Source organism: Candidatus Pelagibacter sp. Uisw_106, from assembly GCF_047724975.1.
In the GTDB taxonomy this organism is placed as follows: Bacteria; Pseudomonadota; Alphaproteobacteria; order Pelagibacterales; family Pelagibacteraceae; genus Pelagibacter.
In genome coordinates, this window is the sequence record NZ_CP159819.1 from 1287258 (window position 1) to 1303258 (window position 16001).

At 28.0% G+C, this 16001-nt stretch carries 16 protein-coding genes, 1 tRNA gene and 1 pseudogene; 10 read left to right on the plus strand and 8 right to left on the minus strand.

The window, feature by feature from the left end; translation table 11 throughout:
* The first annotated feature begins 43 nt into the window (after positions 1–43).
* The 6 genes and pseudogenes from ABXT45_RS07075 (at position 44) to purH (ending at position 6394) form a co-directional block, all read left to right on the plus strand.
* Positions 44–306: pseudogene (locus ABXT45_RS07075) on the plus strand (DUF4212 domain-containing protein).
* Complete coding sequence (locus ABXT45_RS07080; RefSeq protein ID WP_415313427.1) at positions 306–2120, plus strand: sodium:solute symporter family protein; 1815 nt, start codon at positions 306–308, stop codon at positions 2118–2120. The pseudogene ABXT45_RS07075 and the gene ABXT45_RS07080 overlap by 1 nt, the downstream one beginning before the upstream one ends.
* Positions 2121–2192: 72 nt before the next feature.
* Positions 2193–2537: a hypothetical protein gene (locus tag ABXT45_RS07085; protein ID WP_415294971.1), complete on the plus strand. Its 345-nt coding sequence runs from the start codon at positions 2193–2195 to the stop codon at positions 2535–2537.
* Between the two features lie 47 nt (positions 2538–2584).
* On the plus strand, positions 2585–3244 hold the full coding sequence (gene rpe / locus ABXT45_RS07090; RefSeq protein WP_415313429.1) for a ribulose-phosphate 3-epimerase: 660 nt from the start codon (positions 2585–2587) through the stop codon (positions 3242–3244).
* Between the two features lie 4 nt (positions 3245–3248).
* Positions 3249–4859 carry a heparinase II/III-family protein gene (locus ABXT45_RS07095; RefSeq protein WP_415313430.1) on the plus strand — a complete coding sequence of 537 codons (1611 nt, stop codon included), beginning with the start codon at positions 3249–3251 and terminating at the stop codon, positions 4857–4859.
* Complete coding sequence (gene purH, locus ABXT45_RS07100; RefSeq protein WP_415313431.1) at positions 4838–6394, plus strand: bifunctional phosphoribosylaminoimidazolecarboxamide formyltransferase/IMP cyclohydrolase; 1557 nt, start codon at positions 4838–4840, stop codon at positions 6392–6394. The genes ABXT45_RS07095 and purH overlap by 22 nt, the downstream gene beginning before the upstream one ends.
* On the opposite strand, the gene ABXT45_RS07105 is transcribed toward purH, so the two are convergent.
* Both ABXT45_RS07105 and ABXT45_RS07110 read right to left on the minus strand, forming a co-directional pair.
* Positions 6384–6731, minus strand: a complete 348-nt coding sequence (locus tag ABXT45_RS07105; RefSeq protein ID WP_415313433.1) for a 4a-hydroxytetrahydrobiopterin dehydratase — start codon at positions 6729–6731, stop codon at positions 6384–6386. The two genes, purH and ABXT45_RS07105, sit on opposite strands and share 11 nt — an antisense overlap.
* A 2-nt stretch (positions 6732–6733) precedes the next feature.
* Positions 6734–7630, minus strand: coding sequence for an FkbM family methyltransferase (locus ABXT45_RS07110; RefSeq protein ID WP_415313435.1), 897 nt, complete (start codon positions 7628–7630; stop codon positions 6734–6736).
* A 241-nt stretch (positions 7631–7871) separates the two neighbouring features.
* Here ABXT45_RS07110 and ABXT45_RS07115 point away from each other — a divergent pair, with 241 nt between their 5' ends.
* Complete coding sequence (locus tag ABXT45_RS07115) at positions 7872–9170, plus strand: protein arginine N-methyltransferase (protein ID WP_415313436.1); 1299 nt, start codon at positions 7872–7874, stop codon at positions 9168–9170.
* Between the two features lie 111 nt (positions 9171–9281).
* Here the strand turns inward: ABXT45_RS07115 and ABXT45_RS07120 are convergent.
* Positions 9282–9356 (minus strand) — tRNA-Gly (locus ABXT45_RS07120).
* Between the two features lie 128 nt (positions 9357–9484).
* Positions 9485–10339, minus strand: coding sequence for a sulfotransferase domain-containing protein (locus ABXT45_RS07125; protein ID WP_415313437.1), 855 nt, complete (start codon positions 10337–10339; stop codon positions 9485–9487).
* Between the two features lie 48 nt (positions 10340–10387).
* Here ABXT45_RS07125 and ABXT45_RS07130 point away from each other — a divergent pair, with 48 nt between their 5' ends.
* Positions 10388–11023, plus strand: coding sequence for an LON peptidase substrate-binding domain-containing protein (locus tag ABXT45_RS07130; protein ID WP_415313438.1), 636 nt, complete (start codon positions 10388–10390; stop codon positions 11021–11023).
* Positions 11024–11025: 2 nt separating this feature from the next.
* Here ABXT45_RS07130 and ABXT45_RS07135 read toward each other — a convergent pair whose 3' ends face one another.
* Positions 11026–12120 (minus strand): FAD-dependent monooxygenase, encoded by a 1095-nt coding sequence (locus ABXT45_RS07135; RefSeq protein ID WP_415313440.1) that lies wholly within the window; start codon positions 12118–12120, stop codon positions 11026–11028.
* Positions 12121–12184: 64 nt separating this feature from the next.
* On the opposite strand from ABXT45_RS07135, the gene ABXT45_RS07140 reads away from it, so the two are divergent.
* Both ABXT45_RS07140 and ABXT45_RS07145 read left to right on the plus strand, forming a co-directional pair.
* Positions 12185–14275: a DNA translocase FtsK 4TM domain-containing protein gene (locus tag ABXT45_RS07140; RefSeq protein WP_415313442.1), complete on the plus strand. Its 2091-nt coding sequence runs from the start codon at positions 12185–12187 to the stop codon at positions 14273–14275.
* Positions 14275–14829 carry a LolA family protein gene (locus ABXT45_RS07145; protein WP_415313443.1) on the plus strand — a complete coding sequence of 185 codons (555 nt, stop codon included), beginning with the start codon at positions 14275–14277 and terminating at the stop codon, positions 14827–14829. Before ABXT45_RS07140 ends, ABXT45_RS07145 begins: the two co-directional genes overlap by 1 nt.
* Here the strand turns inward: ABXT45_RS07145 and ABXT45_RS07150 are convergent, their stop codons facing one another.
* Genes ABXT45_RS07150 through hisE form a run of 3 tightly spaced genes read right to left on the minus strand, consistent with a single transcriptional unit; the run spans position 14830 to position 16000 of the window.
* On the minus strand, positions 14830–15333 hold the full coding sequence (locus ABXT45_RS07150; RefSeq protein ID WP_415313445.1) for a GNAT family N-acetyltransferase: 504 nt from the start codon (positions 15331–15333) through the stop codon (positions 14830–14832). It lies immediately after the preceding gene.
* Positions 15330–15695 (minus strand): HIT domain-containing protein, encoded by a 366-nt coding sequence (locus ABXT45_RS07155; RefSeq protein ID WP_415313446.1) that lies wholly within the window; start codon positions 15693–15695, stop codon positions 15330–15332. Before ABXT45_RS07155 ends, ABXT45_RS07150 begins: the two co-directional genes overlap by 4 nt.
* On the minus strand, positions 15695–16000 hold the full coding sequence (hisE, locus tag ABXT45_RS07160; RefSeq protein ID WP_415313448.1) for a phosphoribosyl-ATP diphosphatase: 306 nt from the start codon (positions 15998–16000) through the stop codon (positions 15695–15697). The genes ABXT45_RS07155 and hisE overlap by 1 nt, the downstream gene beginning before the upstream one ends.
* Position 16001 lies beyond the last annotated feature (1 nt).

A 16001-nucleotide genomic window follows, 5' to 3' on the forward strand; every position in this document is an offset into this window, starting at 1 on the left:
TTATGAGTAATGTTTCCTACTTAACTATATAGGGAGAGTAAAAATGTCAAATAAAGCAAAACATTGGGAAAAAACTAGGGGGCTATTGTTCGTTACTTTAGCAATCTGGTTTGTATTCTCGATTGGCATCTTTTTTTCGGAACTGAAATGGAAGCATCTAGCTTCAGACCTTTTGGTTACCCACTGTCATATTATATGACGTGTCAGGGTTCATTATTAGCGTTTGTAATTTTGAATTTCTGGTTTGCGGGTAGACAAGAGAAGATAGATGAAGAGTTTGGGTTTACTGAAAGGGAGGATAGCTAATGATAAAAGGTAAATTTATAGACAATCTACCAAAAGTTTATGGAATCTATACAGGTGGTTTTATAGGGTTCATAATATTGATGGCGATTGCTGAACAAATGGGAATGTCTGCAAAAGCAATAGGAATTTCTTTTGTTATATTCACCATTGCTATCTATGCGGTAATCGGTTGGTTATCACGTACACTTCAGATGGACGCGTACTACGTAGCAGGCAGAGAAGTACCTACTGTATTTAACGGAATGGCTACTGCAGCAGACTGGATGTCTGGTGCATCATTCGTTGCGATGGCAGGTGGTATTTACTTTAAGGGCTATGGATATATGGCACTACTAGTTGGATGGACAGGTGGTTATATACTTGTATCTACTTTACTAGCACCTTACTTAAGAAAATTTGGCTGTTACACAGTTCCAGATTTTGTTGGTACACGATATGGTGGTAATGCAGCAAGACTTTCTGCAGTACTAGTATTAACAGTAGCTTCATTCACATATGTGACTGCACAAATCAATGCAACAGGAACTATTGCTTCAGTAGCATTAGATATTCCTTTTGAAATTGCTGTGTACGTCGGATTAGCAAGTATATTGATGTGTTCAATGCTTGGTGGAATGAGAGCGGTTACATGGACGCAAGTTGCGCAATATATAGTTTTAATTATTGCTTACTTACTTCCTGTATTCTGGATCAGTAGTAAAATGGGTGCTGGATTCTTCCCACATTTAATGTTGGGAGATGAAGTAGCTAGAATTGCTGAACTAGAAGGTCAGTTTGGGTTTGTGAAAAACTCAGCTGCAGACTTAGCTACAGTACCAAAAGGTTTGGCTGGAATAACTAAAGCACACTCATCAGTTAACGGAACAAACTGGGGATTTATTTCTCTAGCAATTTGTATGATGGCAGGAACAGCTTCTTTGCCTCATGTTATGATGAGATACTTTACTACTCCAAGTGTAAAATCGGCTAGAAGATCTGTAGCATGGTCGCTACTTTTCATCTTCATTTTATACTCAACTGCGCCAATGTTAGCTACATTATCAAAACTATCACTGATTGATCCAACACTTTCAACAGGGATTATTGGTAAATCAATAGCTGAAGTTCAAGCAATAGATTGGTATCAAAACTGGAACCAAGCTAACTTAATGTTTGTTAGCGACTTTAACGGAAATGGAACTCTTGAATTAAATGAGTTTTTCATGGGTGGTAAAGCCGTTGTATTAGCTACTCCGGAAATTGCTGGATTACCTTATGTAATCTCAGGTCTTGTTGCTGCTGGAGGTATGGCTGCTGCCATGTCTACTGCTGATGGTTTGATCTTAGCAATCGCAAATGCTTTGTCTCATGACTTGTACTACAAGATCATTGATCCAAAAGCAGAAGCTAGGAAAAGATTAATTGTTGCAAGGGTATTACTTGTAATAATTGGTTTTGCTGGAGCAACTATTGCCGCAATGGGTATCCAAGGTATCTTAGGTTCAGTAATCTGGGCTTTTGACTTTGCGATGTCAGGATTGTTCTTCCCACTTGTACTAGGTGTATGGTGGAAAAGAGCGAATGGTCCTGGTGCTGTTGCAGGAATGCTTCTAGGATTAGCAGCTGGTACTTGGTATCTAGTTTGGGTACGTACTGGTGGAGCTGGATTCTGGGGTATTACTCAACTTACATTTGGTATCTTTGGATCATTGGTTAGTTTAGTTTCTATGGTAGTTGTTAGTTTACTAACAAAAGCGCCAGACAGAGCTACTCAAGATATGATTGATGAACTTCGTATTCCAAGTGGTAAAACAATTCTTGGAAAACAACACTAATTAAATTTATTATTAAGGGGCGATTTATTTCGCCCCTTAGTAAATTTTTAAACAAAATTCCTTTTTATATTTATGCCAGAAATTCATCCTTTTATTCTTATAATTGATTATATTTTAGGTGTTGTAATGTGGACTTTGATTGGAAGAGTTGCGATGAATATCTTTCAACGAGAAAACTCAGAATTTTTTTTTATGAAAGCTTTTGTAAAATTAACAAATCCATTAATTCGTATATTTAAACCTATTACACCTTCATTTATTATAGATCCACTTGTTCCACTTTATGTAGCTTGGTTCTTTTATATGATTAGATTTTACCTTATGCCCTATCTACTAGGGTATTCTGTCATGGGAATGTTATCTTTTCCTTTAGAAAGTGAAATTGCTTCAGAAATTTATCGTATTTTTGGTAAATAATTAATTCAAATTAAAAATAAAATTGATACTACTAATATTAGTAATCAATGAAAAAAATACAAATATCACCTTCAATTTTATCTGCTGATTTTAGTCAGTTAGGAAATGAAATAAAAAGGCTTGAAGAAGGTGGTGCAGATATGATTCATGTGGATGTGATGGATGGTCATTTTGTTCCTAATTTGACAATGGGACCACCAATTATTAAAGCTTTAAGACAATACACAAAGCTACCATTTGATGTTCATTTAATGATTTCACCCGTCCATAAATATATTAAAGATTATGCAGATGCAGGTGCAGATATTATTACCATACATCCAGAGGCTACTAAAGATTTAAAAAGTTCAATAGAGCATATAAAGAGCTTAAATAAAAAAGTAGGAGTTTCTTTAAATCCAGAAAGTAAAATTAATTTAATAACCGATCTATTAAATGAAATTGATTTAGTACTAATTATGAGTGTAAATCCTGGATTTGGAGGGCAAAAGTTTATGCCAGAAGTTTTAGAAAAAATTAAAGAATTAAAAAAGATAAGAGATCAAAAGAATCTAGATTTTGATATCGAGATTGATGGTGGAATTAATTTTGATAATAATAAACTAGCAATAGAAGCTGGTGCAAACATTTTAGTATCTGGAACAACCATATTTAAAAACAATAATGGAGATATAAAAAAAAATATAGACCTTTTAAAATCAAGTTAGAATAATGATCTTAAAAAATTCATTTAAGCTTATTAAAAAGAAAATTCGTCATTTTTATTTAAACTCTAATCTCTATAATAAAAAAATTACACCCTCTTCTATTGAGTTAATGGAATATCAGTCAAGCCCTAGCTTGTTAGATTGTCTTATAAAATATGAAAAAAAAAAGATTAATATAGAAAATTATTCATTAAATGAAATTTGGAGCAATCCAAATTTAAAAGAAAAGGATCAACAAAATTTAAACAGTTTTTTTTGGTTATTTAGCCTAGATCTTAGATCTTCAAAAAAAGACACCCAAAATGTTATTTATCAATGGATTAATACAAATGATAGGTACAACTCCAAAAATTGGAAAATTAATATAATCGGAAAAAGAATTATAGCTTGGATTTCAAATTCAAGACTTACCTATGAAGATGGAAGTATTGACTATAAAGACAAATTTAATAGCATCATAAAGAAGCAAATCAATCATCTTATTAATGAAATCGAAACCTCTGAATCAATTAATGATAATATTGTAGGCTGCGCTGCTATCATCTTAACTGGCCTATCCTACCCTCAGAATAATAGTTATTTAGATACTGGGTTAAATTTATTGAAAAAATTAGCAAAATACTCGTTGGATAATGATGGTTTTCCGAAATCAAGAAATGTCAGGCAGTTAAGCTTTTATTTAAAATATTTTATATTAATTAGAGAGTGGTTCAAAGAATCTCAAAATGAAATACCTAATTTTATAAATGAAAATATATATTATTTGGGTCAGGCTTACGCCTTTATTTGGCAAAACAATAAAATAGATTTTCTCTTTAATGGTAATCACAAAACAAATAATGATAATTTCGACCTTTATTTAAAAAGACTTGGATATAGCTTTAAAAATCAAAATAATGAATTAGGTGGATATGCAATTCTTAACAATAAAAAAAATTCTCTAATAATGGATATTGGATCAAGTCCAAATATAAAACTATCTTCAAATTATCAAGCTGGAGCTTTATCTTTTGAAATATTATCAAGTGGTAAAAAATTAATTAGTAATTGTGGTTATTTTCAAAAAGTTAATCACCAATTAAATGAAGTATCTAAATCAAGTGCTGTCCATAGCACACTAATTGTAAATGATAAATCATCTTGTAGTTTTAAACATCTTAGAGACAAAAAATCTAAAATTAACCAAGGCTTAAGAATATTAAAAAAAAAGATAGTGTTTGAAAAAAATTATTGGAAAATTAATGCTTCTCATGATGGTTATTTAAAACTACATGGCATTATTCATGATCGAGAAATAGAATTCTACCCTGAACAATTAAAATTTATTGGACATGACAAAATTATTTCTAATAAAGGTATTAGAAATTTAAAATTTGAAATTAGATTTCACTTAGAACCAAGTGTTAAAGTAATGAAAACACAAGATGGTAAATCAATACTTATAGATCTTGATGGAGAGGGCTGGAAGCTTAGCTCAGAAAACTCAGTGATGAATATTGATAAAGGGTTATATTTTGGTAAAAAAAATTCTTTCACAAATAATCAAAATATATTTATTTCGGGAATGACTAATGAAGAAAATCAAACTATAAGATGGGAAATCACAAAATTATAATGAAAAAAATAAAAAAAGCTCTTATTTCAGTATCTGATAAAAAAAATTTAGGCAGCCTTTTAAAAGTTTTAGCTAAATACAAAATTGAGTTAATTAGTTCTGGAGGCACTTATAAAGAAATAAAGAAGCTTAAATTTAAATGCCAAGAAGTTTCAGAGTATACTGGTTCACCAGAAATTCTTAGTGGAAGAGTTAAAACACTTCACCCAAAAATTCATGCAGGTATATTAAGTATAAGGAATGACAAATCTCACACTAAGGAACTAAAAGCTAATCAATATGATGAAATTGACCTTGTTATTGTTAACTTTTATCCTTTTGAAAAAACTATGGAGCAAACAACCAATCATTCAAAAATAATAGAAAATATTGATGTTGGAGGTCCCACTATGGTTAGGGCAGCAGCAAAAAACTATAACGACGTTACGGTTATTACATCTTCAAATCAATATGAGGCTCTAATTGATGAATTAGAAAATAATAAAGGATCAACATCTATTGAGTTTAGAGAAGAGATGTCTATAGAGGCCTTCTCAGAAACGGCTTATTATGATGCTGTAATTTCTAACTATTTTAACAAATTCAAAAAAAACATTTTCCCCCAAAAAAAAATTATTTATGGAAACTTAATTGAAAAATTAAGATATGGAGAAAATCCACATCAAGAAGCTGCAATTTATTCTAAAACTAAAAATCTTAATATTAAACAAATTCATGGTAAACAATTAAGTTATAATAATTATAATGATATTTTTTCTGCATTAACAATATCTAAATCTTTACCAAAAAATTTGGGAACGGTTATAGTTAAACACGCTAATCCTTGTGGTGTTTCGATCAATAAAGATAGTTTGAAAAGTTATACATTGGCTCTTGCTTCTGATCCGGTTAGTGCTTTTGGTGGTATTGTTTCATGTAATTACAAAATAAATAAAGCTCTAGCATTAAAGCTTAATAAAATTTTCTTAGAAGTTGTCATTGCCAATGGTTTTGAAGCTGATGCTTTAAAAATTTTAAAAAAGAAAAAAAATATGAGAATTATTGATGCTTCAGAATTTATAATGAAAGATTTAATTAAATTCGGCTCCATGAATGAATCGATTTTAACACAATCTGAAGATTTAAAAGTATTTGAACTTAAAGATTTTAAAGTTGTTTCAAAACAAAAACCTAATAAATCCCAATTGAAAAATTTAATTTTTGCATTTAATGTTTGTAGATACGTAAAATCTAATGCAATTGTACTTGCCAGTCAGGAAGCAACCGTTGGTATTGGTTCAGGGCAACCTAGTAGACTTGATAGCTGTCAAATTGCTATAGATAAAATGAATAAATTTCAAAACTTAAAAGAAGATGTTGTGGCAGCCTCTGATGCATTTTTTCCATTTGTAGATGGTATTGAAAAATTGGTACAGTCAGGGGTTTCAGCTGTAATACAACCTTCTGGATCAATTAGAGATAAAGAGATAATAAAATTTGCAAACCAAACTGGTACTATTTTAGTTTTTTCTAAAACAAGACATTTTAGGCATTGAGAATTTGATCAATTTTAGCAGCTAAAATAAAATCATTTTCTGACAGTCCCTCTATCGCGTGAGTGGTAATTATAATTTTAGCATATCCCCAACCAAATGAAATATCTGGGTGATGATTTTCATTTTCTGATATTTCACTAACTTTATTTATAAAATTTTGACTATTAATAAAATTCTTAAAGATAAAATTTTTCTCTAAAAAGTATATTTCTTTTGTTTTTTTTTTGACATCCCAACCATCAACTTTTTTTTGATATTTATGAATTTCACTAATATCAAAAGGTAAAATTCCACCCTCACACGGTACACATTTTTTATTTAATAAATCATCGTTCATTTTTAAAAAATTTGTGATTTAATTCCATTGTTTATTAAATAATAATTACCAATTGTTTTATGTTGTGTATCTAATTTTTTGATTAGATTAATTATATCATTTACCGGCACTAATTTTTTTTTTGTATCATAAATATTGTAATCAAATTCTTTTAAAAAAAATTTAAGATAGTCAAAATCTTTATTTTTTTTTAATATATAGCTTGATAATTCAATTATGATAATTGGATTGAATTTTTTAATGGTATTCTTAGCTCCCTCAATAGCTTGTAATTCATTTCCTTCAATATCGAGTTTTATAAATAAGAAATAATCATCTATTTTTTGATTTTTTAAAATTGTATCTATTTTTTGAGTTTTAATTTTTATAACTCTTTTTTTATCAAATTCATTATGTGTTAATGAACTTTCCCAGTCATTTTTGCTTTCATTAAAAGGAACGGTCATATTATCAATACTTGAAATAGCTAATTTTTTTAAAACAATATTGCTAAACTTATTCAAATTAAGATTTTTTTTGAAATCTTTAGCAGTAGTTGGCGACGCCTCCACAGCTATTACTAAGTTTTGCTTTGATAATGAGGCTGTATAAAAAGAATAAAAACCATAGTTACAACCACAATCTATTAAAAGAACTTTTCTTTTTTTAGAAATTAAATTTATCAATTGTAGCTCACTCTGATCATCAAAATCACATTTTTTTAAGAGTGCGTGCGAAGTTTTATTTTTTTTATTACTTGCTAAAATTTTAAAGTTAAAAATCTTTACTTCTAAATAACTATTAAGATATCTTCTAACCAATCTAAAAAGTAAATAATAATAATAATTATTTTGGAAATTTCTAATATCTTTATTTTTAATAAAATTTTGAAAATATTGAGTTATAATATTTTGATACATAAACTATATTTTAATTCTCATGGAGCGGGTCAAGGGAATCGAACCCTCTAACTAATCGTTGGTAAATATTATCATTCATTAAAAAATATTATATTTTAGCGTTTATTTTAAGTCAAATGATCATAAACGCAGGCTTCATGAGTCGAAAGTGAGTCAGAAATTTAATTTGATTTTATTAATTTTGGCACTTATTAATCTAAGGAAATTATATACAGTAATTATATACAGTAATTATATAGGTATGAATCAAGATTTAAAAATTGATGAAACTTTTAACCTTGCGGTAAAAAATCATATAAAAAATAACCTTAAAGAAGCTCAAAATTTTTATAATCAAGTTTTAAAAATTAATCCTAACCATATAAATGCACTTAATAATCTTGGAGGTTTATTTAAGCAGTTAGGAGAGACTAAAACAGCAAAAAGTTTTTACAACAAAACAGTAAAAATAAATCCAAACTTTGCTGATGGTCATAACAATCTTGGAATAATTTATAGAGAATTAGGGGATCATCAAAAAGCGGTGTCTTGTTATAAAAAAACAATAGAAATTAATCCTAATTTTGTAAATGCTCATTATAACCTTGGAATAATTTATAGAGAATTAGGGGATCATCAAAAAGCGATGTCTTGTTATAAAAAAACAATAGAAATTAATCCTACTCATATAAATTCGTATAATAATCTCGGAATTATTTTAGAGGAATTGGGAGAATATAAAAAAGCACTATCTTATTATGAAAAAGGTATTGAAATTAATCCCGATAATATAAATTTTTATTGGAACGCTCATATTTTAGCTTCAGATATGGATGAGGCATTATCAAGACTTAAAAAATTATACAAAATTGATAATAAGCACACTAAAGCTAAAATCATGATAAGTGCATTGGAGGCTTATAAGGGAAACTTTGACCTGTTTAATGATATGCTCACTTCATCTAATTCAGAGCATCCATATACAAGATCAGCTAAGTGGATTTTTTCACTTCCTAAATTACCAAGAATATTTTTTAATAGATGTGACTTTTTTGACGCTGTAATTGCAGTGAGTGAAAAATCCAGACCTTTTTATGAATTTGGTGTTTGGAATGGAGTTTCTTTTCAATACTTAATTAATACTTTTAAAAAAGGGTTTGGATTTGATACTTTTACCGGGATTCCAGAGACTTGGCATAATGAACCTAAAGGCAATTATTCTAATTTTGGAGTAGTACCTAAAATTGATGGTGGAGAATTTATAGTTGGAAAATTTGAAGATACTCTTCCAAATTTCTTTTCGGAAGAAAGGCCTAAGGCATCATTAATAAATTTTGATGCTGATTTATATTCTTCAACTATTTGTGCTTTAAATTATGCAAATAAAGTAATTGACTACAAAACAATTTTAGTTTTTGACGAACTAATAATGAATGAAAATTGGGAAAAAGATGAGTTTAAAGCATTAAATGAATTTTGTTATAATTCAGGATTTAGTTTTGAAGTGATAGCATTTTCATTTTCTACAAAACAGGTAGCTGTAAAATTAAAGAAAAATTGAAGTCTTTTATTTAACAAAAAAATGATGAGTCCTTTTATCAAGTATTTAAGTGAAAGAATTAGTGTAACTGTGTCATGAGTGTGTCGAGAGGTATCTTAACGCAATGTTTAATGGAGCGGGTCAAGGGAATCGAACCCTCTACCTAATCGTTGGCAACGATTCGCTCTACCAATGAGCTAGACCCGCTTATAATCAGAGAATATAAATAGATGGTTTTTTCAATGCAATCAATAATAAAGTTTTTAATTAATATAAGAATTTTCTAAAAATATCACAAAAAGACTATTTCTAGAACTAAGTTTATTGAAATATTATTATTTGTATCCAAGCTCAATCAAATCTTTTTCAAACGTATCATTTAGTTTTATTTGTTGATTTTTATCTAAAATTTTTTTCCAATCATTATTGGGTCCTAAATTAAAAAAAGGAATTTTTTCTTTATTGATTTTTGAATGTACCGCTTCAATAAAACCATTATTTTTTTCATCATTTTTAAGTTTATCAAAAAATGTTGATCCAACAGAATTTTTTAATTTATCTTTATTTATTGTTTCTTTTATATGTAAAGTTTTATTTATAAATTCTATAACATCTTTAAAAACAACATAAGTTTCTTTCAGCAAGTCCTCATACCTAATAATTTTTATAGGCATTTCCTTTTGAACTCTCCAAGACTTATAGTTTATACTCCAAGAGCTGATAAATTGAAAATCACTATAACCATATTGCTCAACTCTTTCGACATCATAAATAAATTTTTTTGAATTAATCATCCATTTTAAAGCATTATCATCATCAAGTTCATAATGGTTTTTTATTGAAGTTATTACATTCCTGGGGTCTCTAACAATATAAATACATCCTGCTGAATTCTGTTTATTACTAAAATTAGAATTATTAACTGCACCAAATATATTATGAGTTTTAAAAAACCTTAGTTTTTTATCTTTATTAATTTTTTCTTGTGCTTTAATCCAAAATCTTGCCGTGTCTCCAACTTCTTTCTGATTATGATCAAAGCCTGCAAGATATTTTTTTTCTGGAAATTGTCCTATATTCTTTAAAATGTTTTGATTAAAAACTCCATTTTTAGAATAATAATAGGCACTAATTAAAGCTCTTAGCCATGTATTTCCACTTTTTGGGTAAGATGCTATCCAGAATATCATTGTACAATTATTATAGATGAATAATACTTATTCTAATAATAAAATTTTATGAAAAATCTACCAAAAACAATATCTGTTTTTCCACTTAGTAACTTTATTATATTTCCTCATACAACAGTCCCTTTAAATATATTTGAACCAAGATATGTAGAAATGATTCAGGATAGCTTGAAAACAAATAAATTGATTGGCTTAGTTCAGCCAAAAAATAATGATAGAGGTTTAATTCCTAACCTACATAAGGTTGGTTGCTTGGGTAAAATAACAAACTTTAAAGATACATCTGATGGAATGTATTTGATTGATCTTAATGGATTAACTCGTTTCGAAATAACAAAAGAAATAAAAAGTGATAAACCCTATCGTGTATTTGAAATTAACTTTGATAATTTTAAAAAGGATTTATCTCCTGAAAGTAAAACACTTAAATTTTCAGACCTTGAATTAATTTTTAAAGACCTAAAATTATTATTTGAAAAAAAGGGATATATTATAAATTGGAAATCTTTAGAAAAACAAGATTTGAATGAAACGATAAATGCACTAGCAATGGCTTCTCCTTTTTCGCTAGAAGAAAAACAAATTTTACTAGAAAGTAAAAATTTAGAAGCACGAAAAGATAAAATTTCAGAAATATTGAGCACTTATAGTTATGACAACTTTAACAACACAACTGTTCAATAACCTTAAGAATTTAATCCTGTATCTGCGAACTTAATAAAGTAGTCATTAAAATTTTTATTTTTTCCAATATTTTTAATAATTTTACTAAAGTTTTTATTTTTAATTTTTTTGTCAAGATTGAAAGCTTCATAAATTAAGTCTATGGCTTTAGAAAAAATTAAGTTTTTATCCTTCGTTTTTTTTTCAAACTCATTTAATACTAGTGAATCTAATTGGATACCTAATTCAATTTTGTCTTCAATAATTTTATTTAAAATCCTAAGATCCCGTATTGTCATATTAAATCCTTGTCCTGCTAATGGGTGCACTCTGTGAAGCATGTCTCCAAAAGCTAAAATATTTTTATGATGATAGTTTCTTAAATTTGAAGAACTTAACTCAAAGCTATTTAATTCATCAATTTTATTAATTTTATATTTGGGGTTATTTTTATTAATTAAATCTATTACATCGGTATTATCAAATTTTTGATTCTTAACATCTATTGAATATACTACAGATGTTTCAATGTTAGAGATTGGTAAAAATGCAATTGGACCTTGCTTTGTAAAAATTTGAGTTGCTGTATTATTCTCTATTTTTTTATGATTTAAAATAGTGGTATAAGCAAGATTATAATAATTTTTACTAATTTTTTTTGTGAAATACTTTTTTGCTAAAAAATTACCTGCATCACAATTAATTATTAAATCATATTCTTTTTTATTTAGAAACTCTTCATTAATATTATTTTTTAATATTATTTTTTTAAAAAATTTACTTTTAATAAGGTTGCTTTTTAACGATTTTAAAAGTTCGTCATTTTTTATTATATAAAATAAATCATTTTTATCATTCTCAAATTTTAATAAATTTTCTTTATCAACTTTATCTGTATAAATTTCTATTCTATTTATTTTCCAGTAATTATTTTTTGAAATTTGAAAAATTTTTTTTTTAAAAAATTCAAAATTACTTTTAGATATTCCTATTGTTCTATTGGAAGAAAAATTACTATTTCTACTTTTGTGATAATAATGAACATTTATTTTTTTATTTATAAGGCTTTTAGCTAAAGATAGAGCAGTTAAACCTTCACCAATAATACAAACATTCATAATAATTTTAATTTTAACAATAAAAATTAGATGATACAAAGTGATTAATTAGACTCATTTATTTATGGAATTTAAAAAATTAGCCAACAATACAATTAATTTTGGCATAAATAGAATTATCGAAACTGCTGGGATTGCTCTTGTTATAATTGGCCTTCTTTTGCTGGTTTCTCTTGCAACCTTTTCTCCAGATGACCCTAATTTTATTTTTCCAGATAATACTAAAATTAAAAATTTACTTGGTGTTAACGGAAGTTACACGGCAGATCTTTTTTTTCAAACTTTTGGACTAATTGCTTTATTAATTCCATTTACACTTATATTTTCTGGCATAAATATAATTCTAAAAAAGAAAATTTTATTAATATTTGAAAATATCTTTTATTCAGTTCTTTATTCTTCATTTGGTTCTCTATTTTTTTCTTTCTTTTACCCTACTGCCTTCAATCTTTATATTAATGGAAATGGTGGCTTTATTGGAAAATATTTAGGAACAACTTTTTTAACTTCTTTAATTAGTGTTAATTCTCAAATTTCTTACTACTTCTTAATTTTAATTATTTTAATTTTATTTTTAATTAGTATCCATTTTAAAATTAGTTCTTTTTATAAAATGATAAAAAAACTTTTTAGGTTAATATTTGTAAGAAAAGAAAAGAGCTACACTAATAAAAATGAGATAATTAGTGAGTTTATACCACAAGAAGAAATTTCAAATTTAATTCAAGAAGATTTACCTTTTATTAAAAGTGAAAATAAATCTCCTAGTAAAAAAATTCGCTTCAAACTGCCTACAATTGATTTACTTAAAATCCCAACACAAAAAGATAGAGAAAAATTAAAAGACGAGGATTATATTGATAGTAATTTTTTAGAAAAAATCTTATTAGATTTTGGGGTTAGTGGAGATATTAAGAAAGTTAGTCATGGCCCTGTGGTAACACTAAATGAATTTGAGCCAGCAGCTGGTGTTAAGGTATCAAAAATTATCAATCTCTCAGATGACATTGCTCGAAACACTAGCTCTGAATCTGCCAGAATCGCTACTATACCTGGAAGAAGTACTATTGGTATAGAGCTTCCAAATTCTAGTCGTGAGAATGTTTATTTAAGTGAAATACTTTCTAACTCTGATTTTAATAAAAAAGATATCAGATTACCAATTGCGCTAGGTAAGAACATTTCTGGTGTTCCTATTGTGGGGGATTTAGCTGCTATGCCTCACTTATTAATTGCTGGAACTACTGGATCAGGAAAGTCTGTTTGCATAAATACTATTATCTTATCTCTACTTTATAGACACACACCTGATAAATGTAAGTTCATACTAATTGATCCTAAAATGCTTGAATTATCAACCTATGAAGGCATACCTCACTTATTGTGTCCTGTGATCACTGAGGCAAAAAAAGCTGCTTCTGTCTTAGGTTGGGTTGTTAAAGAGATGGAAAATAGATACCGACTTATGACTAAAGAAGGGGTACGTAATATTGATGGCTATAATGCTAAGCACACTTTGGCTATGCCCTATATTGTTGTTGTGGTAGATGAAATGTCTGACCTAATGCTTGTTGCTGGAAAAGAGATAGAAAACTATATTCAGAAATTATCACAAATGGCAAGAGCTGCTGGAATTCATATTATAATGGCCACACAAAGACCAAGTGTTGATGTTATTACAGGAACCATTAAAGCGAATTTTCCAACAAGAATATCTTTTCAAGTAACTTCAAAAATAGATAGTAGAACAATTTTAGGTGAACAAGGTGCGGAACAGCTACTTGGTAAGGGAGATATGCTTTATATGTCTTCTGCAAATAAGATTGTTAGAATTCATGCTCCATTTGTATCTGAAGGTGAGATTGAAAAAGTTAACAATTATTTAAGAAGTCAAGCAGAGCCAAATTATATAGATGAAATCTTAAATTTTGTAGATGAAAAAGAATTGAGTGGAGAAGCATCTAACTCAGGTGATAAAGATGAATTGTACCAGGCAGCACTTGATATTATTAGATCTGAAGGCAAGGCATCTACCTCGTTTTTACAAAGAAAATTACAAATAGGATATAATAGAGCTGCAAGGATTATTGACATGATGGAGGCCGATGGAATTGTGAGTAAAGCTAATCATGTTGGCAAAAGAGATGTTCTTTAATGCTTAGAGTAATAATCATTTTAATATTTTTCAGTTTTTATATTCCAGCAAACTCGTCACCAAAAGATAAGATAATTTCTCAAATGAAACTTACTAATAATTTAAGTTTCAATTTTTTACAAACAATTAATGATAAAAGTGAAGATGGAAAATGTATCATAGAATATCCTAAAAAAATCTTTTGTGAATATAACAATCCTAGTAAAAAAAAATTAGTATCAAATGGAAAATCTCTAGTCATCAAAACCAGCAACAAAGGAAGTTATTATCGCTATCCACTTAACAGAACTCCTTTAGAATTTTTACTAGATAAAGAATATCTAATTTCTAAAATAGAGGAGTTGGAGCCAAGAGATGTAGACAACAAATACTTAAGTTTTAAAATTTTTGAGAATAATAATGAAATTAATATTTTTTTCAGTAAGAAAGATTTAAATTTAATTGGATGGCAAACTGAAGATATTTATCAAAATTTATCAATAACGTTTATTTCTTCTGTTAAAAAAAACCAAAAGATAGATAGCAAGATTTTTAAATTACCTGAAAATAATTAATCATCTGATTAAGGTTTCAGACTTAAAATTTTTCATACCTCTAGCCAAATAATTTTTTAACGCATTTTTATGATCTAGGGAACAAGTATGAACCCAAACTCTTCCACTTCCCATATTAAATGAGCACTTAATTGCTTCACTTAACAAATATCCTCCTAATTTTTTTCCATAATATTCTTCCAAAATTCCAAAATAAGCAATTTCGGTTTCTTTACTTTGTTTGTTAAATAACAGTTCAAAATAGCCAGCTATTTCACTTTTATCTTTAAGTATATATGTAAATAACTGATCTTTAGAGATATAATCTGTCCAATTTAAGTCTGTCCAAATAAGCCTATCTATCCATTGACAATTCTTACCAACAGTTTTGTAAAAAAATTTATTTAATTGAAAATCATTTGGGTCAGCAAGATCTACAGAGTAATTCTCTGCAGGCCTCTTAACTTCCTTTAATTCATCTAGAGATCTTATCTCTAAATATCTTCGATAAATTTTTTCTGTCACTCAACCATTTTTCCAACTTTTTCTCCTCCAAATAAATGGAAGTGTAAATGTGGAACCTCTTGACCGCCATCTTCACTCAAATTTGTTAAAGCTCTATAGCCTTTACCTGTATCTGTTGATATACCTAATATTTTTGAAACTTCTGTAATAGCTTTGCTTAACGCGACTATCTCTTGGTCTGAGGCTCTATTATTAAAATCATCTAAATTAATGTATTCACTTTTTGGAATAACTAATGCATGTATTTTTTTTTGAGGATTAATATCATGAAAAGAAAGAACATGATCATTTTCAAATATTTTTTTACAAGGAATTTCTTTTCTCAAAATTTTTGCAAAAATATTATTTTTGTCGTAGATCATTATCTATTGTTCTTTTCTTCAATACCTGATTGTTTTCTTCTGTCTTCCAACTCTTTTAGGACATCTTCAAATTTAATATTAGCTGCCTCAAGTGTAACTAATATATGATAAATTGTATCTGCTGCTTCATGAACTATGTTAGATTTATCATTTAGGGCCTCTTTAAGTTCACTAAATTCTTCTTCCATTTTATCTATACATTTAGACAAACCACCTGATAATAATGATGAAGTATAAGATTTATCTGCGTCCTTATTTTTTCTCTCTCTAATTGTATTTACTAAACCTAGTAGATTTTCTGACATG